The organism is Maribacter hydrothermalis (assembly GCF_001913155.1).
Taxonomy (GTDB): domain Bacteria; phylum Bacteroidota; class Bacteroidia; order Flavobacteriales; family Flavobacteriaceae; genus Maribacter; species Maribacter hydrothermalis.
The window spans coordinates 3,974,635-3,992,739 of record NZ_CP018760.1; the positions used below are offsets into that span (position 1 = coordinate 3,974,635).

Genomic DNA, 18,105 nt, shown 5'->3' on the forward strand with positions numbered 1-18,105 from the left:
ATTTAGAATACCTGTGGTGGTCTACCATTATATTTGGGGTACTGGCCGTGGTATATTTTGTTTCTATTTTTTTAATTAGAAACGCTATGAGTAGTTCTAGTGGTCGTACCAAGGAAAAAAAGATTGAATTTTCTCCAATGATCAGCGAGTTTCTATTTTTTGAAGACACGGATAAAAAGGAGGATAAAATGAATTATCTAAACCTTAAAATTCAAATAAGAGAGTTAATAAAGAATAGCTTCGATAGGGCGGTTTTAACTGAAGTATTGCTCGATTTAAGGAAAGATCTATCTGGACAATCCCAAACCGTACTTATAGAGTTATACAAGGATTTAGGCTTACATAATGATGCTTATTATAAATTGTCAAGCAGAAGATGGCAAATTGTGTCAAGTGGTATTTTAGAGTTAACGACTATGGAGGTAGACGAATCTTATAGTCGAATCTTAAAATTTATTAATCATAGGCAAAGTACTATTCGAAAGCAAGCGGAAATAGCCATTGTAAACCTAAAAGAAGAAGGTATTGTTTATTTTTTAGATAATACCAGGTACAAAATATCTGAATGGCAACAATTAAAGTTATTAGACGTGCTTAGACATAAGCCTGATTTTGAACCACCTAAATTTGGACTTTGGTTAACTTCTACAAATGCCCATGTGGTATTGTTTGCCTTACGTTTAATTAAGTTTTATAGTCAGAGCGATGCTGAACAGTCTATTATTACCCTTTTAAAACATAAGAACAGAGCTATACAAACCGAAGCTATTGATTGTATAAAACAATTTTATTTTAAAAGTGCTTTACCTACATTAAAATTGGTTTATACAAAAGCTAGCAACGATGTAAAAATTATCATTTTAGATACAATTGGTGAAATAGGCTCTGCAATAGATGTTGCTTTTTTAGAAAGTTTGACTAAAAAAGAACGGAATTTTAATATTAAAAGTAAGGTTTTTGGCACTTTAAATAAACTTGATCCTGAATGTATATTGCCTACTAAAAATGTATCTAAGCCAGATTTTTTTATTGTTGAACCTAGTGCAAATGAGGTAGATATTGAACTTTTAGATACTATAAATACGGATGAACTAACAGATTCAACTATTGATACTGCTTCAAATTCATCAATTACCGAAGTACCTGTGCAGCCTAAAGAACTAGTTGATTCCGATTTAAAAGAGAAAATCGTCGGTAATTTATCTGATGACATAAAAGAACAACCAGTAATAGAAAATAAAGAGGAATTAAGTGAAGTTGGACTCAACTCTTTAGAAGAAGAAGTAACAGATAGTGAACTTAATGTAGATAAATATTCTATTGAAAATGTTGACTTAACTTTTTTACCCAATGTCTATGATGATAGTATTGAGAACGACAACAAGAATGAACCTATAAAACAAACCGCAAAAATAGATAACGAACTAACATTTGATTTTTTACCCATAGTTGTTGAACCTATACTTATAGAAAAAATTATTACGACTGAAGAGTTTAATGATTTTTCATCCATATTTTCTTTAGATGAGGATATTGAAATTGAAAATAATCAACAACATAATCTGGTAGAAACAGAAATAGAAACTGAATTAGCAGATTTAGATTGGAACATAATAATAGATAACAATTCAAATCTGATTTCAAAACAAGTTACCAATGCAGAGGAGTGCGTAGTAAACTTTGAAAATGACACTATTTCATTTTCAGCCAATTTTGTAGATCAGGAAGAACTTGATACAATGGTTCTTTTAGAAAATATAGCAGAAATGGGTGATTGTAGGGAATTACCAGTACTTCAAGACATTATTATCCAAAATAATTCAGAATTAATATTAAATCGTGCAAATGAATTAATAAAAAGGTTCTCATATCAATCACCTAGGCCAAATCAGTTATTTTCTTCAGAAAGCGATTTGGCGGAAAGTGTTTTTACCGAAATTTTTAAACTAGCTGACACGGAAACTAAATTAGTTCTATTAAAAGAGATTAAAAGAATTGGTGATGTAAAAGAAATTCATTTGTTAGAAACCGTAATACAAACTGAATCTAAATTTCTAGTAAAAAAAGCCAAGGCTATTTTAAAAGAAATACAATCAAAAATTATTGTTTCTGAAACAGATTTAAGCGGGTCCAAAGAAAAGGAAGACGCTATTTTTAAAGTGAATTTTGAATTGGGAAGTCGTGAGTTTTCTAATAAAATTTTAAAATCGAATAGCAACGGTTCTACTTTGTTTGATCAGTTATGTTCTATGTCCAATAGTTTATACAACAAGTTAAATGGATAGCGAACTATTTGGCATTATACTAGAGTACATCAATTTCGTATTCTTTTTGTTTACCATGATATTGTTTATCATGTTCTCCGCTATGGCTTATTTCTCTACAAGAAATTCGCTTCATTATAGAAATAAAAATAGTTTTACGGATATCACTAAAATAATGGCGTCACCATTGGCACCAACAATTACCATTATTGCCCCTGCTTATAATGAGGGTTTAACAATTGTGGAGAATATAAGATCCCTATTGTCTTTACAGTACGTTAATTATGACGTTATGGTGGTTAATGACGGAAGTAAGGACGATACATTACAAAAGTTAATAGATCATTATGATCTTGAAAAAATAGATGTAGCTATAGATCCAGATTGGAAATCAAAACCGGTTAAAGGTATTTATAAGTCTAGAAATAGGGCATTTGAAAAGCTGACCGTTGTAGATAAAATGAATGGCGGCAAATCTGATGCTTTAAACACGGGTGTAGCTTTATCCACTAGTAAATATGTAGGTTGTATAGACGTAGACTGTTTATTACAACCAGATGCTTTATTACATGTAGTAAAATCTTTTTTTCAACGATCAAAGAAAAGGGTTATTGCTGTTGGTGGAGTTATACGTGTAGCAAACTCATGTATTATACAAGGTGGTCGGCTAGAGGAAATTAAACTTCCTACTAATTGGTTGGCAAGGTTTCAGCTTTTAGAATACACACGCTCTTTTATTTTAGGTAGAATGGCCTGGGGTAGAATCGATAGTTTATTGATCATATCGGGTGCATTTGGTTTTTTTGAACGAGAAATAGCTTTGGCTGTAGGTGGTTATGATACTAAAACGGTTGGTGAGGATATGGAAATTATCTTTAAGATGAGACGTTATATGCATGACCTTAAAGAACCGTATACTATTGAGTATATTCCAGATCCCTTGTGTTGGACAGAAGTACCCGAAGACCTTAAAATTCTTGTAAACCAAAGGGACCGTTGGGCTCGTGGTAATTTAGAAACTTTATTTAAACATAAGGATATGCTGTTTAATTCTAAGTATGGCAGACTTGGTTTATTAAGTTATCCGTATTGGTTTTTTTATGAGTGGCTTGCTCCATTATTAGAGTTCTTTGGATTTTTTACAATTATACTATTTGCATATTTAGGTATTCTTAATTGGGAATTTTTTATTCTAATTACGGCATCTATATACCTCTTCTCTATTATGATTTCGTTTTACGCCATTCTTTGGGATGTGTATTCGTACAATCAATATAGAAAAACAAAAGACATTTTAATATTAATGGGGCTTTCTATTCTTGAGCCTTTCATTTTTCACCCAATAGTAGTATACGCTGCAGTTAGGGGCAATTATAAAAAGTTATTTAAGGTAAAATCCGGTTGGGGTTCACAAGTCCGAAAAGGTTTTGCTAAAGCATCGTAAAAAACATGAACACAAGTACTATAGATAGATATTCTTTAAAGCAGTATACGCGGCTTATGATTTCCTTTTTTGGATGTTTGCTGGTGTTGATGCTTTTTCAATATGGTGTACTATACTACAAAGGTGTACTCGATACTATTTTTTCTACAAGCTTGTTAAAAGCTATTATACACCAAATTGGATTTACCGCAATTACGGGTATAATTATGGTATTTCCATTTAACTTTTGGGAAAACCTACGGTCAAAATATGGTTTTAATCTAGTCTTTGTTTTACTAAGTTTTATATTAATTATCGAAGCCATGTTAACGGGCTATTATTGTACTACGCTCGTACCGTTAGGGTCAGATTTATTGGGGTATAGTTATTCTGATATGAAAATAACCATTGCAAACTCGGGCGGATTTATGATTTCCGTTTATTTGCTTATTGGTATTGTTTTCTTAATTAGTCTCTTTTTAGGCTTATATAGAGTTACCTCAAAGTTTTATCACCGTATTAGCAGAATGTACCCGTTTACCATCGTCCTATTCAGCTTGTTTGTTGCTTCTTTGTTTACCGATGGGAAACCCATTAATCAGAATAAAACTCAGTATTTAGCCGTAAACCTCTACAATAGTAGTACAGAAGATAATTCTTATACTTCAACAGAAGAATATCCTTTGGTGAAAAAACCAGAAATTGAAAATGTTCTTGGCGAGTACTTTGAGTTAAAGGATGAAAAACCGAATATCGTTTTTATAATGGTTGAAGGTCTAGGTAGAGATTTTGTTGGTGAAGGCGCAGAATACGGAGGTTTTACACCTTATTTAGATTCACTTTCTACCAAGTCGTTATACTGGGAAAATTTCCTAAGTAATACCGGTAGGACATTTGGCGTACTACCATCGTTATTAGGCTCGTTACCATTTGGTAAAAGTGGCTTTATGGAACTAGACGAGTTTCCTAATAAACTAACCTTGTTTAGTGTTCTTAAAAATAATGGCTACCACACCTCATTCTATCAAGGCACCAATAGCTCTTTCGATAAAGTTGATCGGTTTCTTAAAAGTGAGAATGTTGATTTTGTTTTAGACAAATCTGGTTTTGGTGTTAATTATGAACAGCAAGCTGAGGACGCAGCTGGTTCTTCTTGGGGTTATCCTGATAAGGAATTGTTCAAGAAAAGTATTAGTCTGCCTAGAGAAGACAATCAACCTAGATTGGAGGTATACATGACTATTAGTACGCACGAACCTTTTATTCCGCCAAATCAAGATTTATATGAAAAAAAGGTGGAGGAAAAACTTTCTAAAGGAGGGTTTGACTCAAGGGTTGAAAAAGTAATTGAAAAAAACGACAATGTATTTGCAACGCTTTTATATACTGATGATGCTATAAAATGGTTTATGAATGCCTATAAATCGCAACCTAATTACAACAATACTATTTTTATAATAACTGGTGACCATAGGCTAATACCTATTCCACAACGAAATAATATTAGTCGTTTTCATGTCCCATTAATTATGTATAGCCCAATGTTAAAGGCTACTCGTAAAATGAGTTCTGTGTCTTCACATTTTGATGTTACACCGTCCATATTAGCATTATTAGACAATTCATATGAATTAAAAATGCCTAAAAAAGTTGCTTGGATGGGTGGTGCTTTAGATATGGAAACTTCATTTAGGTCTATTAAAAACATTCCTTTAATGAGAAATAAGAATGAATTGAAGGAATATATAAGCGGAGAAAAACTATTTACGGATGGGGATATTATGCAGCTAGATGAGAATATGAATATAAGTTCTGCGTTTGGTGGTGGTTCTGTAGAAGAGACATTAGAGCGCTTTAAATCTGTTAATCATTACGTGACAACAGAAAATAAAATTATACCGGATAGCTTGGCTATTTTCACTATTCAAAAAGAAAAATTTACAGATACGGAAACCGTTTGGCTAAATAGTGTTTATGACGGTAAAGATTCTGATAAAGGATATTTTAAAGCACGGGAATTAGCATGGAATAAAAAATGGGATAAAGCATTGTTGTTATGTCGTTATAACCTCTCGGAAGCACCTAGCCATATAGATACTAAAATATTAATGGGTAGGGTGTATTCATGGAAAGGCCAACATACTAAAGCTGCTGAAATTTTAAATGAATGCATAAATCTGAATCCAAATTATATTGATTCGTATGCTGCTTTATTTGATGTCTATTTTTGGTCGGATCAACTGAAAAAGGGACTGGAACTTATAGAAATGGTTGAAGCAAACAGCTCTAGCGCTAATGAAATAGCTGATAAAATTTCAAGAGCGCGTAACCTTGCCAGAAACGCAGGGATTAATATACATACAACCGTAATAAAAGAGTCTGATAAAAAATTGGCTTCAACTGAATAATGAGTAAAACGGTTTTACATATTATATTTTATTTTTTGTTTATAGGCGTTAGCAGTGTTTTTGGACAAGACGCTGAAAAATCGTTGCCAGATTTTAATACAGCTTATGAGCTTGCGTATGAGGGCAAAACCAATTCTGCCTATACCATATTAAACTCGTTGGCAAAAGAGCCAACAGCCGATAATAAAACATCAATTTTATTGGCAAGTACGTTAAGTTGGAGAGGAAATTTTGATAAAGCCCGGTTACTTTTCAATACCATCTTATCAAAAGAAAAGGACAATAGAGAGGCTTGGATATCGGCGGTAAAAAATGAATTATATGCAAAAAATTATGCAACTGCATTAGGTTTGGCAAATAAGGGCTTATTATTTATTAAAGAAGATAAAGAATTAGAACGATTAAAATCGTTGGCTTTTGAAGCCGTAAATTCCATAGAATTTGAAGATAAAGGGTGGTATAATGTAGACAGTAAAGTAAGTTCTAAATTAGTTGATGTTGAACAAAACAAAAAAGTAGCAACTGAAGACGAATTAGATCCATCACTTAGAAAAACGCCAGTAACTGAAGAAAAGTTAAAAAATAGGGTGGCAGTGAATAGCTCGGTTACTTTTTTTGACCAACGTTTTGACCCAGTTACATCCAATAGTATTTCATATAAGCGACAAACAAAATATGGTAGTATAATACCAAGATTAAACAATAGCAATAGAGTTGGGAAAAATGGAATACAACTTGATTTAGATTTGTATCCAAAAATTGCCAAAGGTTTTTATGCCTATATAAACTACGGCTTTTCTGAATCTGAATTATACCCAGATCATAAAGTTGGCGGAGATATTTATTATAATCATAAAAGCGGAATAGAATTTTCTGCAGGTGGGCGTTATATTAGTTTTGCGACTAGAGATGTGAAATCTATTACTAATTCATTAGGCTATTATAGAGGTAATTATTATTTCTCCTTGCGGTCTTTTATTACGCCAAGCTCAAATCAATTAACCAAAGCGTCGGGAAATATTCTAATTCGTAAGTATTTAAAAGATGCGGAGAATTATATGGGGGTAAATTTCGGAGTTGGCTTTTCGCCAGAATTAAGGCAGTTTACTTCAGGAGATCAATTACTTGCAGAAACATTACTATATATAGAATCGCAACGGTTAAGCTTTGAATATCAATTTTCTAGTAAAAATGATATTAGTTCATATAGAACCAATATTGGGGTATTACGACAAGAACAGTCTTTTGACCCTGGAACTTTCTTTTATTCTTTCTCGGCTGGATTAACCTATCAGTTTAATTTTTAGGTTTCATATCTGAAATCCATTTATCTGCATACATCCCATAAACTAAGCCCAATTCATTGTCCTGTACGTACTGTTCGTCTTTACCTGGGTCAAAATTAACATTGTATACATAAACCTTAATACCTGCTTCTTTTAATGCAAGCATAAGTTTCTTTTGACTTGCTATTATTCGTCTAGATAGTGCTACATGTTTTACATTATTAATTTTAAGAAAGTTAATCTGATCGCCTTTAATATCAAGTAATGGTTCTTGCGAAATCATTGCATGTATACCATGCTCCGATGCTTTTTCTACTGCCATAACACTAAATAACTCCATTATTAATCGTTCTTTATCAACAAAAGCATCAGCAAAAGAAATTGGGTCATTAACTTTATCTGTAATTAATGTGGCATCTGGGTGATTCTTAAACCAAGTATTTATGCCTTCCATATCCAAGGTAGTATAGTCGCCATAAATTTTCTCCTTCATAAATTGATCGTGAGTAGGAGGAAGAGTGCCCGTATAATCTGTAAAACGTGCCCACATATTCCAATCATGTGCCGCAACTAAATGTCCGTCAGCTGTTTCGATAATATCCAATTCAAAATAGCGAAATCCTTTTTTATAGTTTTCATCTAGTGCATTTTTAGAATTGGTAGATTTCACCCCGTATACTTCTCCGCCAGCATGTGCAATGTATCTGTCAATTTTAGGGGTAAACTCATATACCTCTTTTGGGAAATACTCTTCATTTGAAGTTATTTCAGAAGGTATGTTAATGGTCTGTGTAATTGAATTATCATCAATTTGCTCTACAATAGTGCCAGCTAGGTTATGCATAATATAGGCTTGTCTACCTTTAAGTGTACTTAATTTTGTTAATCCCAAACTAGCCAACTGCTTTTCTGACCCAACAAGGCTAGCTGCCGCAGAATCGTGTGCTAAAATTGCAATAATGGCATTAGTTTTAATCATTTTTGAATAAACCGCGATGAATTCCTGAACATCTTCTTTGCTACCGTAGGTATCAAATGTTTTGAATTCTATTTTATTATTGGCTCTTAAATGTATAATGGTTAATCCACGTTCAACACCTTCTGTTTGTGATAAAAAAGTAAATGTGCTTCTTTCATGAGTATTAAAACTATGACTGTTAAGCACCAATTCTTGGCTAATTGTTTTTTCATCAAGATCAATAGCAGGAGAAAAGGTATTTCCTTTTACAATGGTTCCTAGACATAAAAAAAGTATAAGTAGTCTAATTTTTAAGGAAGAAGTACTTAATACGAGATTTTTATTCATTTTATTTCTTTCTTTTATAAATTCAACCATACATCAATAGCTATACTCGTATGATTGTAAAATGAAAACGAATTTATGTTTTTCATATTGTTGTAAGTTATGGCAAAGCAGATTGCTCATAAATGTTTTGTGAAATTTTATACTTAAATCGTTATTTGATTTTATAGTAAAGACAAGTTGTATTTTTTAAATACCAAAACTGTTGAGTATAGCCTTATAGTTTAAAGCGTTTTGCTTAGATTATCGATAAAATACCAAAAAATAGGTTGAAATACATTTCTGTAAAGCCCTGAAAACAGGGAGTTTTAGAATTTTAATTACAAACAACACGTTTTCTAGGGTTTTACAACAAAAATAAAATGGTTCACCACATTTAATTGTTGTAACCTCACTTTCCTTATATATTTACTACAAGATTAATATACCCAAATCAATTTTAATTTTTAAACCTACAAAAATGCTTTACGACACTTACGGTGAAGAATACCTTATGTTTCTTCAAGATTTAAACGAAATTTTAAGTATCAACGAATTAGTTGAGTTGGACTATATGTAAATAGTAACCAAACCAAAACAACAAAAAAATAGATTCTTATGGCACATCAAAATCAAGATCATTCATCCTATCAAAATTTTATTCAGGATTTAAATACCATCCTCGTAAATTTCAATATCAACAAATTAACGTATTCTTAGTGTTTTAAAACACTAAGGAAAAAAGAAAGCGCCCGTAAATACGGGCGCTTTCTTTTTTATAAATATATTTCTATTTATCCTAAATACGTTTTTAACAACTTGCTTCTAGATGCATGTCGTAACTTACGTATGGCCTTTTCACGAATTTGTCTTACACGTTCTCTTGTTAAATCGAACGTTTGTCCAATTTCAGCCAATGTCATTGATTGCTGGTCACCAATACCGTAGTATAACTTAACAACATCTGCTTCTCGTGGTGATAAGGTGTCCAAAGCTCTATTTATTTCAGTATTCAACGACTGTTGTAACAATTGATTGTCGGGTCTTGGAGATTCACCTGAACGTAATACATCATATAAGTTAGAATCTTCACCTTCACGCAATGGTGCATCCATAGATACGTGCCTGCCCGAATTTTTTAGTGATTGCTTTACCTCAGAAACAGTCATTTCCAATTCTTTTGCAATTTCTTCTGGAGACGGTGGACGCTCATGTGATTGCTCTAAATAAGAAAATGTCTTTTTAATCTTATTAATGGAGCCAATCTTATTTAAAGGTAAACGAACTACTCTAGATTGTTCCGCTAAAGCTTGTAATATAGATTGTCTGATCCACCAAACGGCATAGGATATAAACTTAAATCCTCTTGTTTCATCAAATCTTTTAGCTGCTTTTACTAAACCTAAATTTCCTTCGTTAATTAAATCGGGTAATTTTAAACCCTGATTTTGATATTGCTTTGCGACAGAAACTACGAATCTTAAGTTTGCAGTGGTTAATTTTTCCAATGCAGCTTGACTACCTTCTCTAATTTTCTGTGCTAATTCTACTTCTTCATTTGCAGTAATTAAATCAATTTTACTGATATCTTGCAAGTATTTGTCTAATGATTTGGATTCACGATTCGTTACTTGCTTGATAATCTTTAGTTGCCTCATATGTGTGTATGGAATTTAGAAGTTGTACGAACTTACAGTATACCACTTATTCTTGTCATTACCAAAGAAATACGACTTAACTTCTACACTAGTTATAAGCTTTAACAAAGAATTATGCATTTAGGACTTTAGAATAGTATAACTTATTTTTGATATAACACACTTAGGTATTATGAGTAAAAGGGCATTAAAAACATATATCTCTAAACTTCCAAAAAAGGCATTGGAAGAACAAATTTTAGAGCTTTACGAGAAATTTCCAGCAGTAAAAACATATTATGATTTTGCTTTTAATCCTAAGGAAGACAAGTTGATACAAGATGCTAAAGCAAAAATCGCTAACGAATATTTTCCTTTAAAGCGTAAGCGACCTAAAGCAAGACGTTCCGTAGCCCAAAAATTTTTAAAGCACTTTATAAAACTAGGAGTAGACCCACATTTAGTTGCAGATGTTATGTGTTATAATCTCGAAATAGCACTAACTTTTTCCATGGATAAAAATGTGCCCGATTCCTTTTTTAGAAGTATGCTCAACTCATTTAATGAACTTATACAATATACGTCAGTACAAGGTATTTTACCTGAGTTTAAAGAACGTATTTTAAAAATATATACAGATACTCAAAAACAAAGATGGTTATTCGATGATGAGTTTTCAAAGGGATTAGATATTATAGATTTAGATTAGATTATGGCAATAGTAATAATAAGACAAGATAATAAAATTGAACTATGGAAAAATGCTTTGCTCAAAGCTAATAGTTCATTAAAAGTATACAGCTATTTAGACGAGCATCCAAAAGAGGATATTACTATGGCTATTATTTGGAAGCACCCTAAGGGTTCACTTGCCAATTATCCCAATTTAAAATGTATAGCATCGGCAGGTGCAGGTGTCGATTATATTTTTAATGACGATACCCGACCTAAAAACATCCCTATAACACGTATTGTAGACCCATTTTTAGCAAGCGATATGTCTGAACATGTGCTTGCCGCTATTCTTGCTCATCTTAAGAACTTAAATACTTATAAATTAAAGCAGATTCATAATAAATGGGAACCCATGGATTATTTACGTATTAAAGATGTAACCATTGGTATCCTAGGTCTTGGAGAATTAGGAGCACTTACCGCAACCGACTTAACTAAATTCGGATTTAAGGTGCAAGGATGGAGTAGAAGTCAAAAAAATATAAAAGGAGTGACAGCTTTTTCTGGAGATAATGAACATTCCGCTTTTCTATCCACTTCAAATATTTTAGTTTGTTTATTACCATTAACTCCTGCTACTGAAGGCATCCTAAATGAAAAATTATTATCGCAATTGCCTAAAAATGCCTATCTAATTAACGTTGCTCGTGGCGGACATTTGGTAGATGATGATCTAATTGCTTTGTTGGATTCGGGACATTTATCCGGTGCGTGTTTAGATGTGTATCATACGGAACCTTTACCTAAATCCCATATATTTTGGAATCATAATAAAGTACACATGACTCCTCATTATGCCAGTGTTTCTGATACAAACTCTGTAATTCCGCAAATTGTGGAGAACTATAAACGATTAGATTCTGGTAAAAAATTGCAAAATCTAGTAGATACTGACAAGGGATACTAATATTGTGTTTTTCAAGTTTTTTATTTCCTATACCCATAAAAATCACATAATTTTATAAGGTTTTAGCATTATTAATATAATTAAAGCCTACACACCTTTTGAAGTTACAGAAAGATATTGCCGAGAAAACATTATACGATTATCAAGAGGAGGACTTAAATACTATTTTTAAGTATTTAGACGAGAATGGTGATAATTCTAATTTGTTATACCAATTGCCTACGGGTGGCGGTAAAACTGTAGTTTTCTCTGAAATTGCCAAGCGATATATTGCTCGCACAAACAAAAAAGTGGTAGTACTTACCCATCGTATAGAGTTGAGCCAGCAGACTTCTAAAATGCTAAAAGGCTTTGGAGTAAAAAATAAAATAATTAATAGCGAGGTTAAAGAGTGGCAAGACCAAAACGAATATATGTGTTTCGTGGCCATGGTTGAAACTTTAAATAACCGATTACAGGAAGAGAAAGTAGAAATTAACAATATTGGGCTGGTAATTATTGATGAAGCCCATTACAATTCTTTTCGAAAGCTATTTAAGTTTTTTGAGAAATCGGTTATTCTTGGGGTTACTGCTACACCATTAAGCTCCAATATTAAATTACCCATGAAAGACAACTATAAAAAGTTGATAGTGGGTGAGTCTATAGAATCACTTATACAGAAAAAGTTTTTAGCTAAGGCTAATATGTATAATTACGATGTAAGCCTGCAAACATTAAAACTTGGAATAAGTGGAGATTACACCGTAAAATCTTCCGATGAGCTTTATGGTAATCACAATATGCTTAATAAACTGGTTTCCGCCTATAATGAAATAGCAAAAGGTACAAAAACATTAATCTTTAATAACGGAATCAATACTTCTAGATACGTTTGTGAGACCTTTAGAAAGGCAGGGTATAATATTCGTCATTTAGATAATAAGAATAATGCAGCAGAACGGAAAGAGATTCTTAAATGGTTTAAAGAAACACCCGATGCCATTTTAACATCCGTAAGTATATTAACAACCGGTTTTGACGAACCCAGTGTGGAAACAATTATATTAAACCGTGCTACACGCTCACTTACCCTTTATTTTCAAATGATAGGTCGTGGGTCTAGGTACCTTCCCCATAAAGAAGACTTTAATGTTATTGACATGGGGAATAATGTTGCCCGTTTTGGCCTGTGGAATGCTGGTATAGATTGGCAAGAAATATTTCATTTCCCGGATTTTTATTTAGAGAACATAAAGAATGACGAGGAAATAGAACGCGAATTTGTTTATGAAATGCCAGAAGATCTACGTGCGGAATTTGCCAATTCTACAATTATTGATTTTGATATTAAGGCGGAATATAAAAAGAGTTTTGCAAACGGAGAAAAGTCTAAATTAGTCTTAGAAAAAAGTATTGAACAGCACGCAAAAATATGTGTGGAAAATTCTGAAGATGTTTTTGATGCTCGTATTCTAGCCAAGAAATTAAAGGAAGAAATTAAATATAGAGTTCGTCAATATTCTTACTGTATTATGAACAATACCAAGAATTACAAAGAATGGCTAGAGGAGGATTATGAGCGAAAACTACGTTCAAAAATATCTAAATTGTTTGCTGCGAAAATGTGAGTTTTTTGCTTTTAAGAATTTTAGGTTTCCAAAAAAACTAAACATAGCTTTTATACCTGTAATCATAGTAAACCAGCGACTGCCTAATATAAATTTTAAATAATTATAGGAGGTATAAAAATATGTTGCAAGCTGTTATAATTCAAGTAAGATGGTTAAATTCATGATATTATTTCAATATAACCACCTACAAAAATGAAAAACCGGCTGTTTTCTTTCATAATTCTATTCTCACTTATTTTTTATGGTATAGTCGGTTATCACTACTTAACTGGCTGGCATCCAATAGTAATGATGTTAATAGGTATTCTATTTGGTTTATTGATTAACCTTGTAGTTTTTTTACTATTAAATACCATTATTAAAGGTTCCAGGCGTATACCCCTTAAATTAATTACAGCAGTTTGTAGTGGAATTATTGCACTTACTATTTTAAAACTATTTGGTTTTGGTTGGCCTTTACAAATTTATAGTGGCGTTGTAGGAATTGGAATTTTATTTTGCATTGCCTTATTTATTTTTCAAAAAAAGAAGAACTTTTTATCTACGCTATTTTTAAGTACAACACTAATCGGTGTCGGTTATATACTTTATATATTGACTAATACGGGTGCAGATCCTTACAAAAAGGAAATTCCTTTTGCTTTTGATAAAGACAGTTCATTGGCACCGACTGAAGTTTTATTTGAAAACCCTGCAAATTCTGGAACTTTTAAGGTAAAGTCTTTCTCGTATGGTAGTGGTACAGATGCACAGCGAGAGGAATTTTCACAGGGAGTTAGCTATAAAACCAATACGGTTAATGGTACCAATTTGATACCTGAATGGAAAGGTAAAAAGAAAAAATGGAGGGAACGCTATTGGGGTTTTGGAGCTGAGAATTTCCCTCTTAATGGTAGGGTCTATATGCCAGAAGGTGAAGGACCTTTTCCAATTACGCTTATTGTACACGGTAACCATAGTATGATTGATTATTCTGATGATGGGTATGGATATCTCGGTAATTTATTGGCTAGCAGAGGAATCATAGCAGTTTCTGTAGATGAGAATTTTTTAAACGGACATTGGTCTGGAGATTTTATGGGTAAAGAAATGCCTGTTAGGGCTTGGTTAATCTTAAAACATTTAGAACAATGGGAGAAATGGAATGCCGAAGAAGGACATGATTTATATAAGAATGTTGATTTGGATAATATAATGTTGGTGGGACATTCTAGAGGTGGAGAAGCGGTTTCTATTGCAGCGGCTTACAATAAATTACCCTATTTTCCTGATCAGGCAAAGGAGAAATTTAATTTTAATTATGCAATAAAAGGCGTGGTGGCTTTAGCACCAACAGATTATAGATATAATCGTAAAATTATTTTAAAGGATATCAATTTTTTAAGCATTCAAGGTTCTTATGATGCTGATGAAGTGAGTTTTTGGGGTATGCGGCCTTATCGTAGGTTAAAGTATACTGATTCTATTTCAAGGTTTAAATCTGGTGTATATATGCATCATGCCAATCACGGTCAATTCAATTCTACATGGGGGAATTCAGATTTTGGCGCTCCGTTAAAATGGTTGTTAAATTTAAAGCCATTACTAAAAGAAGAAGAACAGCAAGAAGCTGCCAAAGTTTTTATAAGTGCATTTGCCGAAGCAACCTTGAAAGACAATCAAGAATACCGCGCTATATTCAAAAATGTTTCGGTAGCTAATGAATGGTTGCCAAATGAACATTATTTGACTTCTTTTGAACCGTCTAATTTTCATACTATTGCAAATTTTGAAGATGATTTAGACATAACAACAGCAAAAGATAGTACAAGGCTTAATGCACACAATTTGGCTTTATGGAAAGAACAAATTTTAACAACTCGTGATAAAGAAAGTCAAGAAAATAGTGTTGTCGTCTTAGGATGGGATTATGAAAATTCTGATACTTCTACAGAAAAAGCAGTGTATGAAATAATGTTGACACCGGATGACTCTATTCCGTTTTCAGCACACTCCAGTTTACAATTTACGTTAGGAGCAGGAAATCATGAATGGTTAAATATCAATTTAACCAAATCTCAGAAAGAAGCTAAAAAAGATGACGATAAACGAGAAGTTCCACAATTAGATTTTACCATACAACTTACTGATCATGCGGGGCAAATAAGCAAATTAAAAGTAAGTGAGATTAAAGGCATAACAAAACCACTAAAGAGCAGATTCACCAAATTCGCATTTTTAGATAAAGAAATGATTGGCGAAGATTGGGAAGTACAATTGCAGACCTACCATTTTCCTATGCATGTTTTTACTACTAAAAATGCTGATTTTAGTATAAATGCTGTGAAGTCCATAGAATTCATTTTTGACCAAACGGAATATGGGGTAGTGGTGGTTGATGAAATAGGGGTATCTAGTGATTAGTTGTACGTCAAAGCGAGCAAAACGCGGCTATCTGTATAATTGGAACACATTCACTTGGGCTACGCTCAGTGACCTTGACTTTATTACAATTTATAAACTTTTAAATATAAATTAAACAGATTGCCACGTCCCGAAAAGATCCCCACAAAGATATAATAAAACTGAAAACTGTTACTGTATACTGAAAACTAAAAACTTGTCAACCAACAACCATTTCCCGTACTTTGTACTAAATACTTAATACAAACTCTTAACCATTTGAACAACACCAAAACTCTCCTCGTAATTGCACTAGTATGGCCCGAACCTGATTCTACAGCTGCCGGTATTCGTATGTTGCAATTATTAGAGGTGTTTAAAAAGCAAGGTTATGCTATTACCGTTGCGTCGGCTGCTTCTAAATCGGACTACTCGGCGGATATGGAAGCGCTTGGATATCATACAGCGGATATAAAAATGAACGACAGTTCTTTTGATATTTTTATAAAAGAATTGAATCCCTATGTGGTATTATTTGATCGCTTTCTGACCGAAGAACAGTTTGGGTGGCGCGTAGCTGAAAACTGTCCCCATGCACTTCGTATTTTAGATACCGAAGACTTACATTCCCTTCGTCATGTACGTGAGCAATGTTTTAAAAAAGATGTCCCATTTATTACAGATGCTTGGTTGGCAGATGATAAAACAAAACGAGAAATTGCCAGTATTTATCGCTGCGATTTGTCTTTAATAATCTCTAGTTATGAAATGAAACTGCTTACTGAAGTAATAACAATAGACAAGAGTCTATTGTTGTTACTTCCATTTATGGTCAATGAAATAACTTCTGAAACTAATTGGAAAACCTTTGAAGAACGAAAAGATTTTGTGTTCATAGGTGGCGGAAAACATACGCCGAATATTGACGCAATTAAATGCTTAAAAACTACTATTTGGCCCTTAATAAATAGAAAACTTCCAGAAGCCAAATTGCACATTTACGGAGCTTATTTACCACAGCAAATAGTAGAAATGAATAACCCTGCAACCGGATTTCTTGTACATGGTAGAGCAGAAAATGTACATGATGTAATGCAAGCAGCAAAAGTATGTTTAGCTCCGTTACGGTTTGGTGCTGGAATAAAAGGAAAACTGCTTTCTGCCATGGAAAATGGTACACCCAGTGTAACAACCACCATTGGTGCAGAAGGTATGTACGGCATTCTGGACTGGAACGGTTACATAGAAAATGACCATACCGCTTTTGTAGAAGCTGCGGTAAGATTATATACCAAAAAGCTTACATGGCAAAATTCTCAAAATCAAGGAAGGACTTTAATAAATACCCTATATGTAAAAACGAGTCTAGAAAATATTTTATTGGAAAAAGTTGAACAGCTACAAAATAAGTTGTCCACCCATAGAACTCAAAACTTTACAGGTGCTTTGTTACATCACCAAACAATGACTGCTTCGAGGTTTATGAGCAAATGGATTGAAGTGAAGAATAGGGGGTAGTTCGTGGGTTTCGTTATTGGTCTAGTTTATGAAACGTAGCGTGCAAATAAGCGCTTAGCTATTGGATTATACATAAGCCGAATTTTTATGTTTTACTATTTACATGCTTCCGACAGGCTGGACTTTTTTATTTTAAAAGCCAAACTTAAAAATTTGGCGACCTTTAAAAAGTGTTATTATCATTGGGTTTAGCACTCATTGCCTTATTATTTTACACCTTGTTTTGCAACCGTCAATTCCTGCCTGTATGTTTCCAAAATAATCAATTTATCTTTCAGGTCCATTCAATTTTTGAACCAACTTAAAAGAAGCATAATCCGCATAAATTCCGTAAGCATTTACCAACAGCCCTTTTATATTACCATCTATTGAGGAAATAGCATATAAGATACTTTCAGTATCTACATCGGACATTTCTTGAAAGCGGTGTTTTTCATCAATTTCAAATTCTTCAGGTTTTAATTGACAATGTTCTTCTGGGCATTCTATAAACTCTTCTTTCATATTAAAGTTATAGGTGTAACCTTTTATTGTCAGGTCGTTTATTGCTTCTGATAATGTTACGTATTTTCCCATTGTATTTGCTTTTACTTGTGTTCTTTTATATTTGATTGTAAATTTAACAAAATTCAAATACTCATATTTTTATA

12 protein-coding genes are annotated in these 18,105 nt (G+C 32.9%); 9 read left to right on the forward strand and 3 right to left on the reverse strand.

Annotated features, from left to right (window positions below):
* The first annotated feature begins 86 nt into the window (after nt 1–86).
* Genes BTR34_RS17140 through BTR34_RS17155 form a run of 4 tightly spaced genes read left to right on the forward strand, consistent with a single transcriptional unit; the run spans nt 87 to nt 7,402 of the window.
* Complete coding sequence (locus BTR34_RS17140; RefSeq protein WP_068484869.1) at nt 87–2,285, forward strand: HEAT repeat domain-containing protein; 2,199 nt, start codon at nt 87–89, stop codon at nt 2,283–2,285.
* Nucleotides 2,278–3,708, forward strand: a complete 1,431-nt coding sequence (locus BTR34_RS17145) for a glycosyltransferase family 2 protein (RefSeq protein WP_068484868.1) — start codon at nt 2,278–2,280, stop codon at nt 3,706–3,708. Before BTR34_RS17140 ends, BTR34_RS17145 begins: the two co-directional genes overlap by 8 nt.
* A gap of 5 nt (nt 3,709–3,713) precedes the next feature.
* Nucleotides 3,714–6,095, forward strand: a complete 2,382-nt coding sequence (locus tag BTR34_RS17150) for a sulfatase-like hydrolase/transferase (RefSeq protein ID WP_068484867.1) — start codon at nt 3,714–3,716, stop codon at nt 6,093–6,095.
* On the forward strand, nt 6,095–7,402 hold the full coding sequence (locus BTR34_RS17155) for a YaiO family outer membrane beta-barrel protein (RefSeq protein WP_082960168.1): 1,308 nt from the start codon (nt 6,095–6,097) through the stop codon (nt 7,400–7,402). The genes BTR34_RS17150 and BTR34_RS17155 overlap by 1 nt, the downstream gene beginning before the upstream one ends.
* Here BTR34_RS17155 and BTR34_RS17160 read toward each other — a convergent pair.
* Together BTR34_RS17160 and BTR34_RS17165 are read right to left on the reverse strand one after the other, a co-directional pair.
* Entirely contained in the window at nt 7,392–8,687 is a 1,296-nt protein-coding gene (locus BTR34_RS17160; protein ID WP_197496167.1) for an interleukin-like EMT inducer domain-containing protein, read from the reverse strand. The genes BTR34_RS17155 and BTR34_RS17160 overlap by 11 nt on opposite strands.
* 770 nt (nt 8,688–9,457) lie before the next feature.
* Nucleotides 9,458–10,321, reverse strand: coding sequence for a sigma-70 family RNA polymerase sigma factor (locus tag BTR34_RS17165; RefSeq protein ID WP_068484865.1), 864 nt, complete (start codon nt 10,319–10,321; stop codon nt 9,458–9,460).
* 172 nt (nt 10,322–10,493) lie between these two features.
* On the opposite strand from BTR34_RS17165, the gene BTR34_RS17170 reads away from it, so the two are divergent.
* The 5 genes from BTR34_RS17170 (at nt 10,494) to BTR34_RS17190 (ending at nt 17,455) form a co-directional block, all read left to right on the forward strand.
* The gene (locus tag BTR34_RS17170) at nt 10,494–11,009 is read left to right on the forward strand and encodes a DUF6155 family protein (protein ID WP_068484864.1); all 516 of its coding nucleotides are present in this window, start codon (nt 10,494–10,496) and stop codon (nt 11,007–11,009) included.
* Nucleotides 11,010–11,012: 3 nt separating this feature from the next.
* Nucleotides 11,013–11,942 carry a 2-hydroxyacid dehydrogenase gene (locus BTR34_RS17175; RefSeq protein ID WP_068484863.1) on the forward strand — a complete coding sequence of 310 codons (930 nt, stop codon included), beginning with the start codon at nt 11,013–11,015 and terminating at the stop codon, nt 11,940–11,942.
* A gap of 98 nt (nt 11,943–12,040) precedes the next feature.
* Nucleotides 12,041–13,552, forward strand: coding sequence for a DEAD/DEAH box helicase (locus BTR34_RS17180; protein WP_068484862.1), 1,512 nt, complete (start codon nt 12,041–12,043; stop codon nt 13,550–13,552).
* Between the two features lie 195 nt (nt 13,553–13,747).
* Nucleotides 13,748–15,958 (forward strand): hypothetical protein, encoded by a 2,211-nt coding sequence (locus tag BTR34_RS17185; protein ID WP_157483842.1) that lies wholly within the window; start codon nt 13,748–13,750, stop codon nt 15,956–15,958.
* Nucleotides 15,959–16,216: 258 nt separating this feature from the next.
* Complete coding sequence (locus tag BTR34_RS17190; protein WP_068484860.1) at nt 16,217–17,455, forward strand: glycosyltransferase; 1,239 nt, start codon at nt 16,217–16,219, stop codon at nt 17,453–17,455.
* A gap of 267 nt (nt 17,456–17,722) precedes the next feature.
* On the opposite strand, the gene BTR34_RS17195 is transcribed toward BTR34_RS17190, so the two are convergent.
* The gene (locus BTR34_RS17195; protein ID WP_068485023.1) at nt 17,723–18,031 is read right to left on the reverse strand and encodes a phosphoribosylpyrophosphate synthetase; all 309 of its coding nucleotides are present in this window, start codon (nt 18,029–18,031) and stop codon (nt 17,723–17,725) included.
* Nucleotides 18,032–18,105 lie beyond the last annotated feature (74 nt).

Coding starts and splice junctions, on each gene's coding strand:
- BTR34_RS17140 (WP_068484869.1), top strand. CDS start 87: ATGAGTAGTTCTAGTGGTCGTACCAAGGAAAAAAAGATTGAATTTTCT.
- BTR34_RS17145 (WP_068484868.1), top strand. CDS start 2,278: ATGGATAGCGAACTATTTGGCATTATACTAGAGTACATCAATTTCGTA.
- BTR34_RS17150 (WP_068484867.1), top strand. CDS start 3,714: ATGAACACAAGTACTATAGATAGATATTCTTTAAAGCAGTATACGCGG.
- BTR34_RS17155 (WP_082960168.1), top strand. CDS start 6,095: ATGAGTAAAACGGTTTTACATATTATATTTTATTTTTTGTTTATAGGC.
- BTR34_RS17160 (WP_197496167.1), bottom strand. CDS start 8,687: ATGAATAAAAATCTCGTATTAAGTACTTCTTCCTTAAAAATTAGACTA.
- BTR34_RS17165 (WP_068484865.1), bottom strand. CDS start 10,321: ATGAGGCAACTAAAGATTATCAAGCAAGTAACGAATCGTGAATCCAAA.
- BTR34_RS17170 (WP_068484864.1), top strand. CDS start 10,494: ATGAGTAAAAGGGCATTAAAAACATATATCTCTAAACTTCCAAAAAAG.
- BTR34_RS17175 (WP_068484863.1), top strand. CDS start 11,013: ATGGCAATAGTAATAATAAGACAAGATAATAAAATTGAACTATGGAAA.
- BTR34_RS17185 (WP_157483842.1), top strand. CDS start 13,748: ATGAAAAACCGGCTGTTTTCTTTCATAATTCTATTCTCACTTATTTTT.
- BTR34_RS17195 (WP_068485023.1), bottom strand. CDS start 18,031: ATGGGAAAATACGTAACATTATCAGAAGCAATAAACGACCTGACAATA.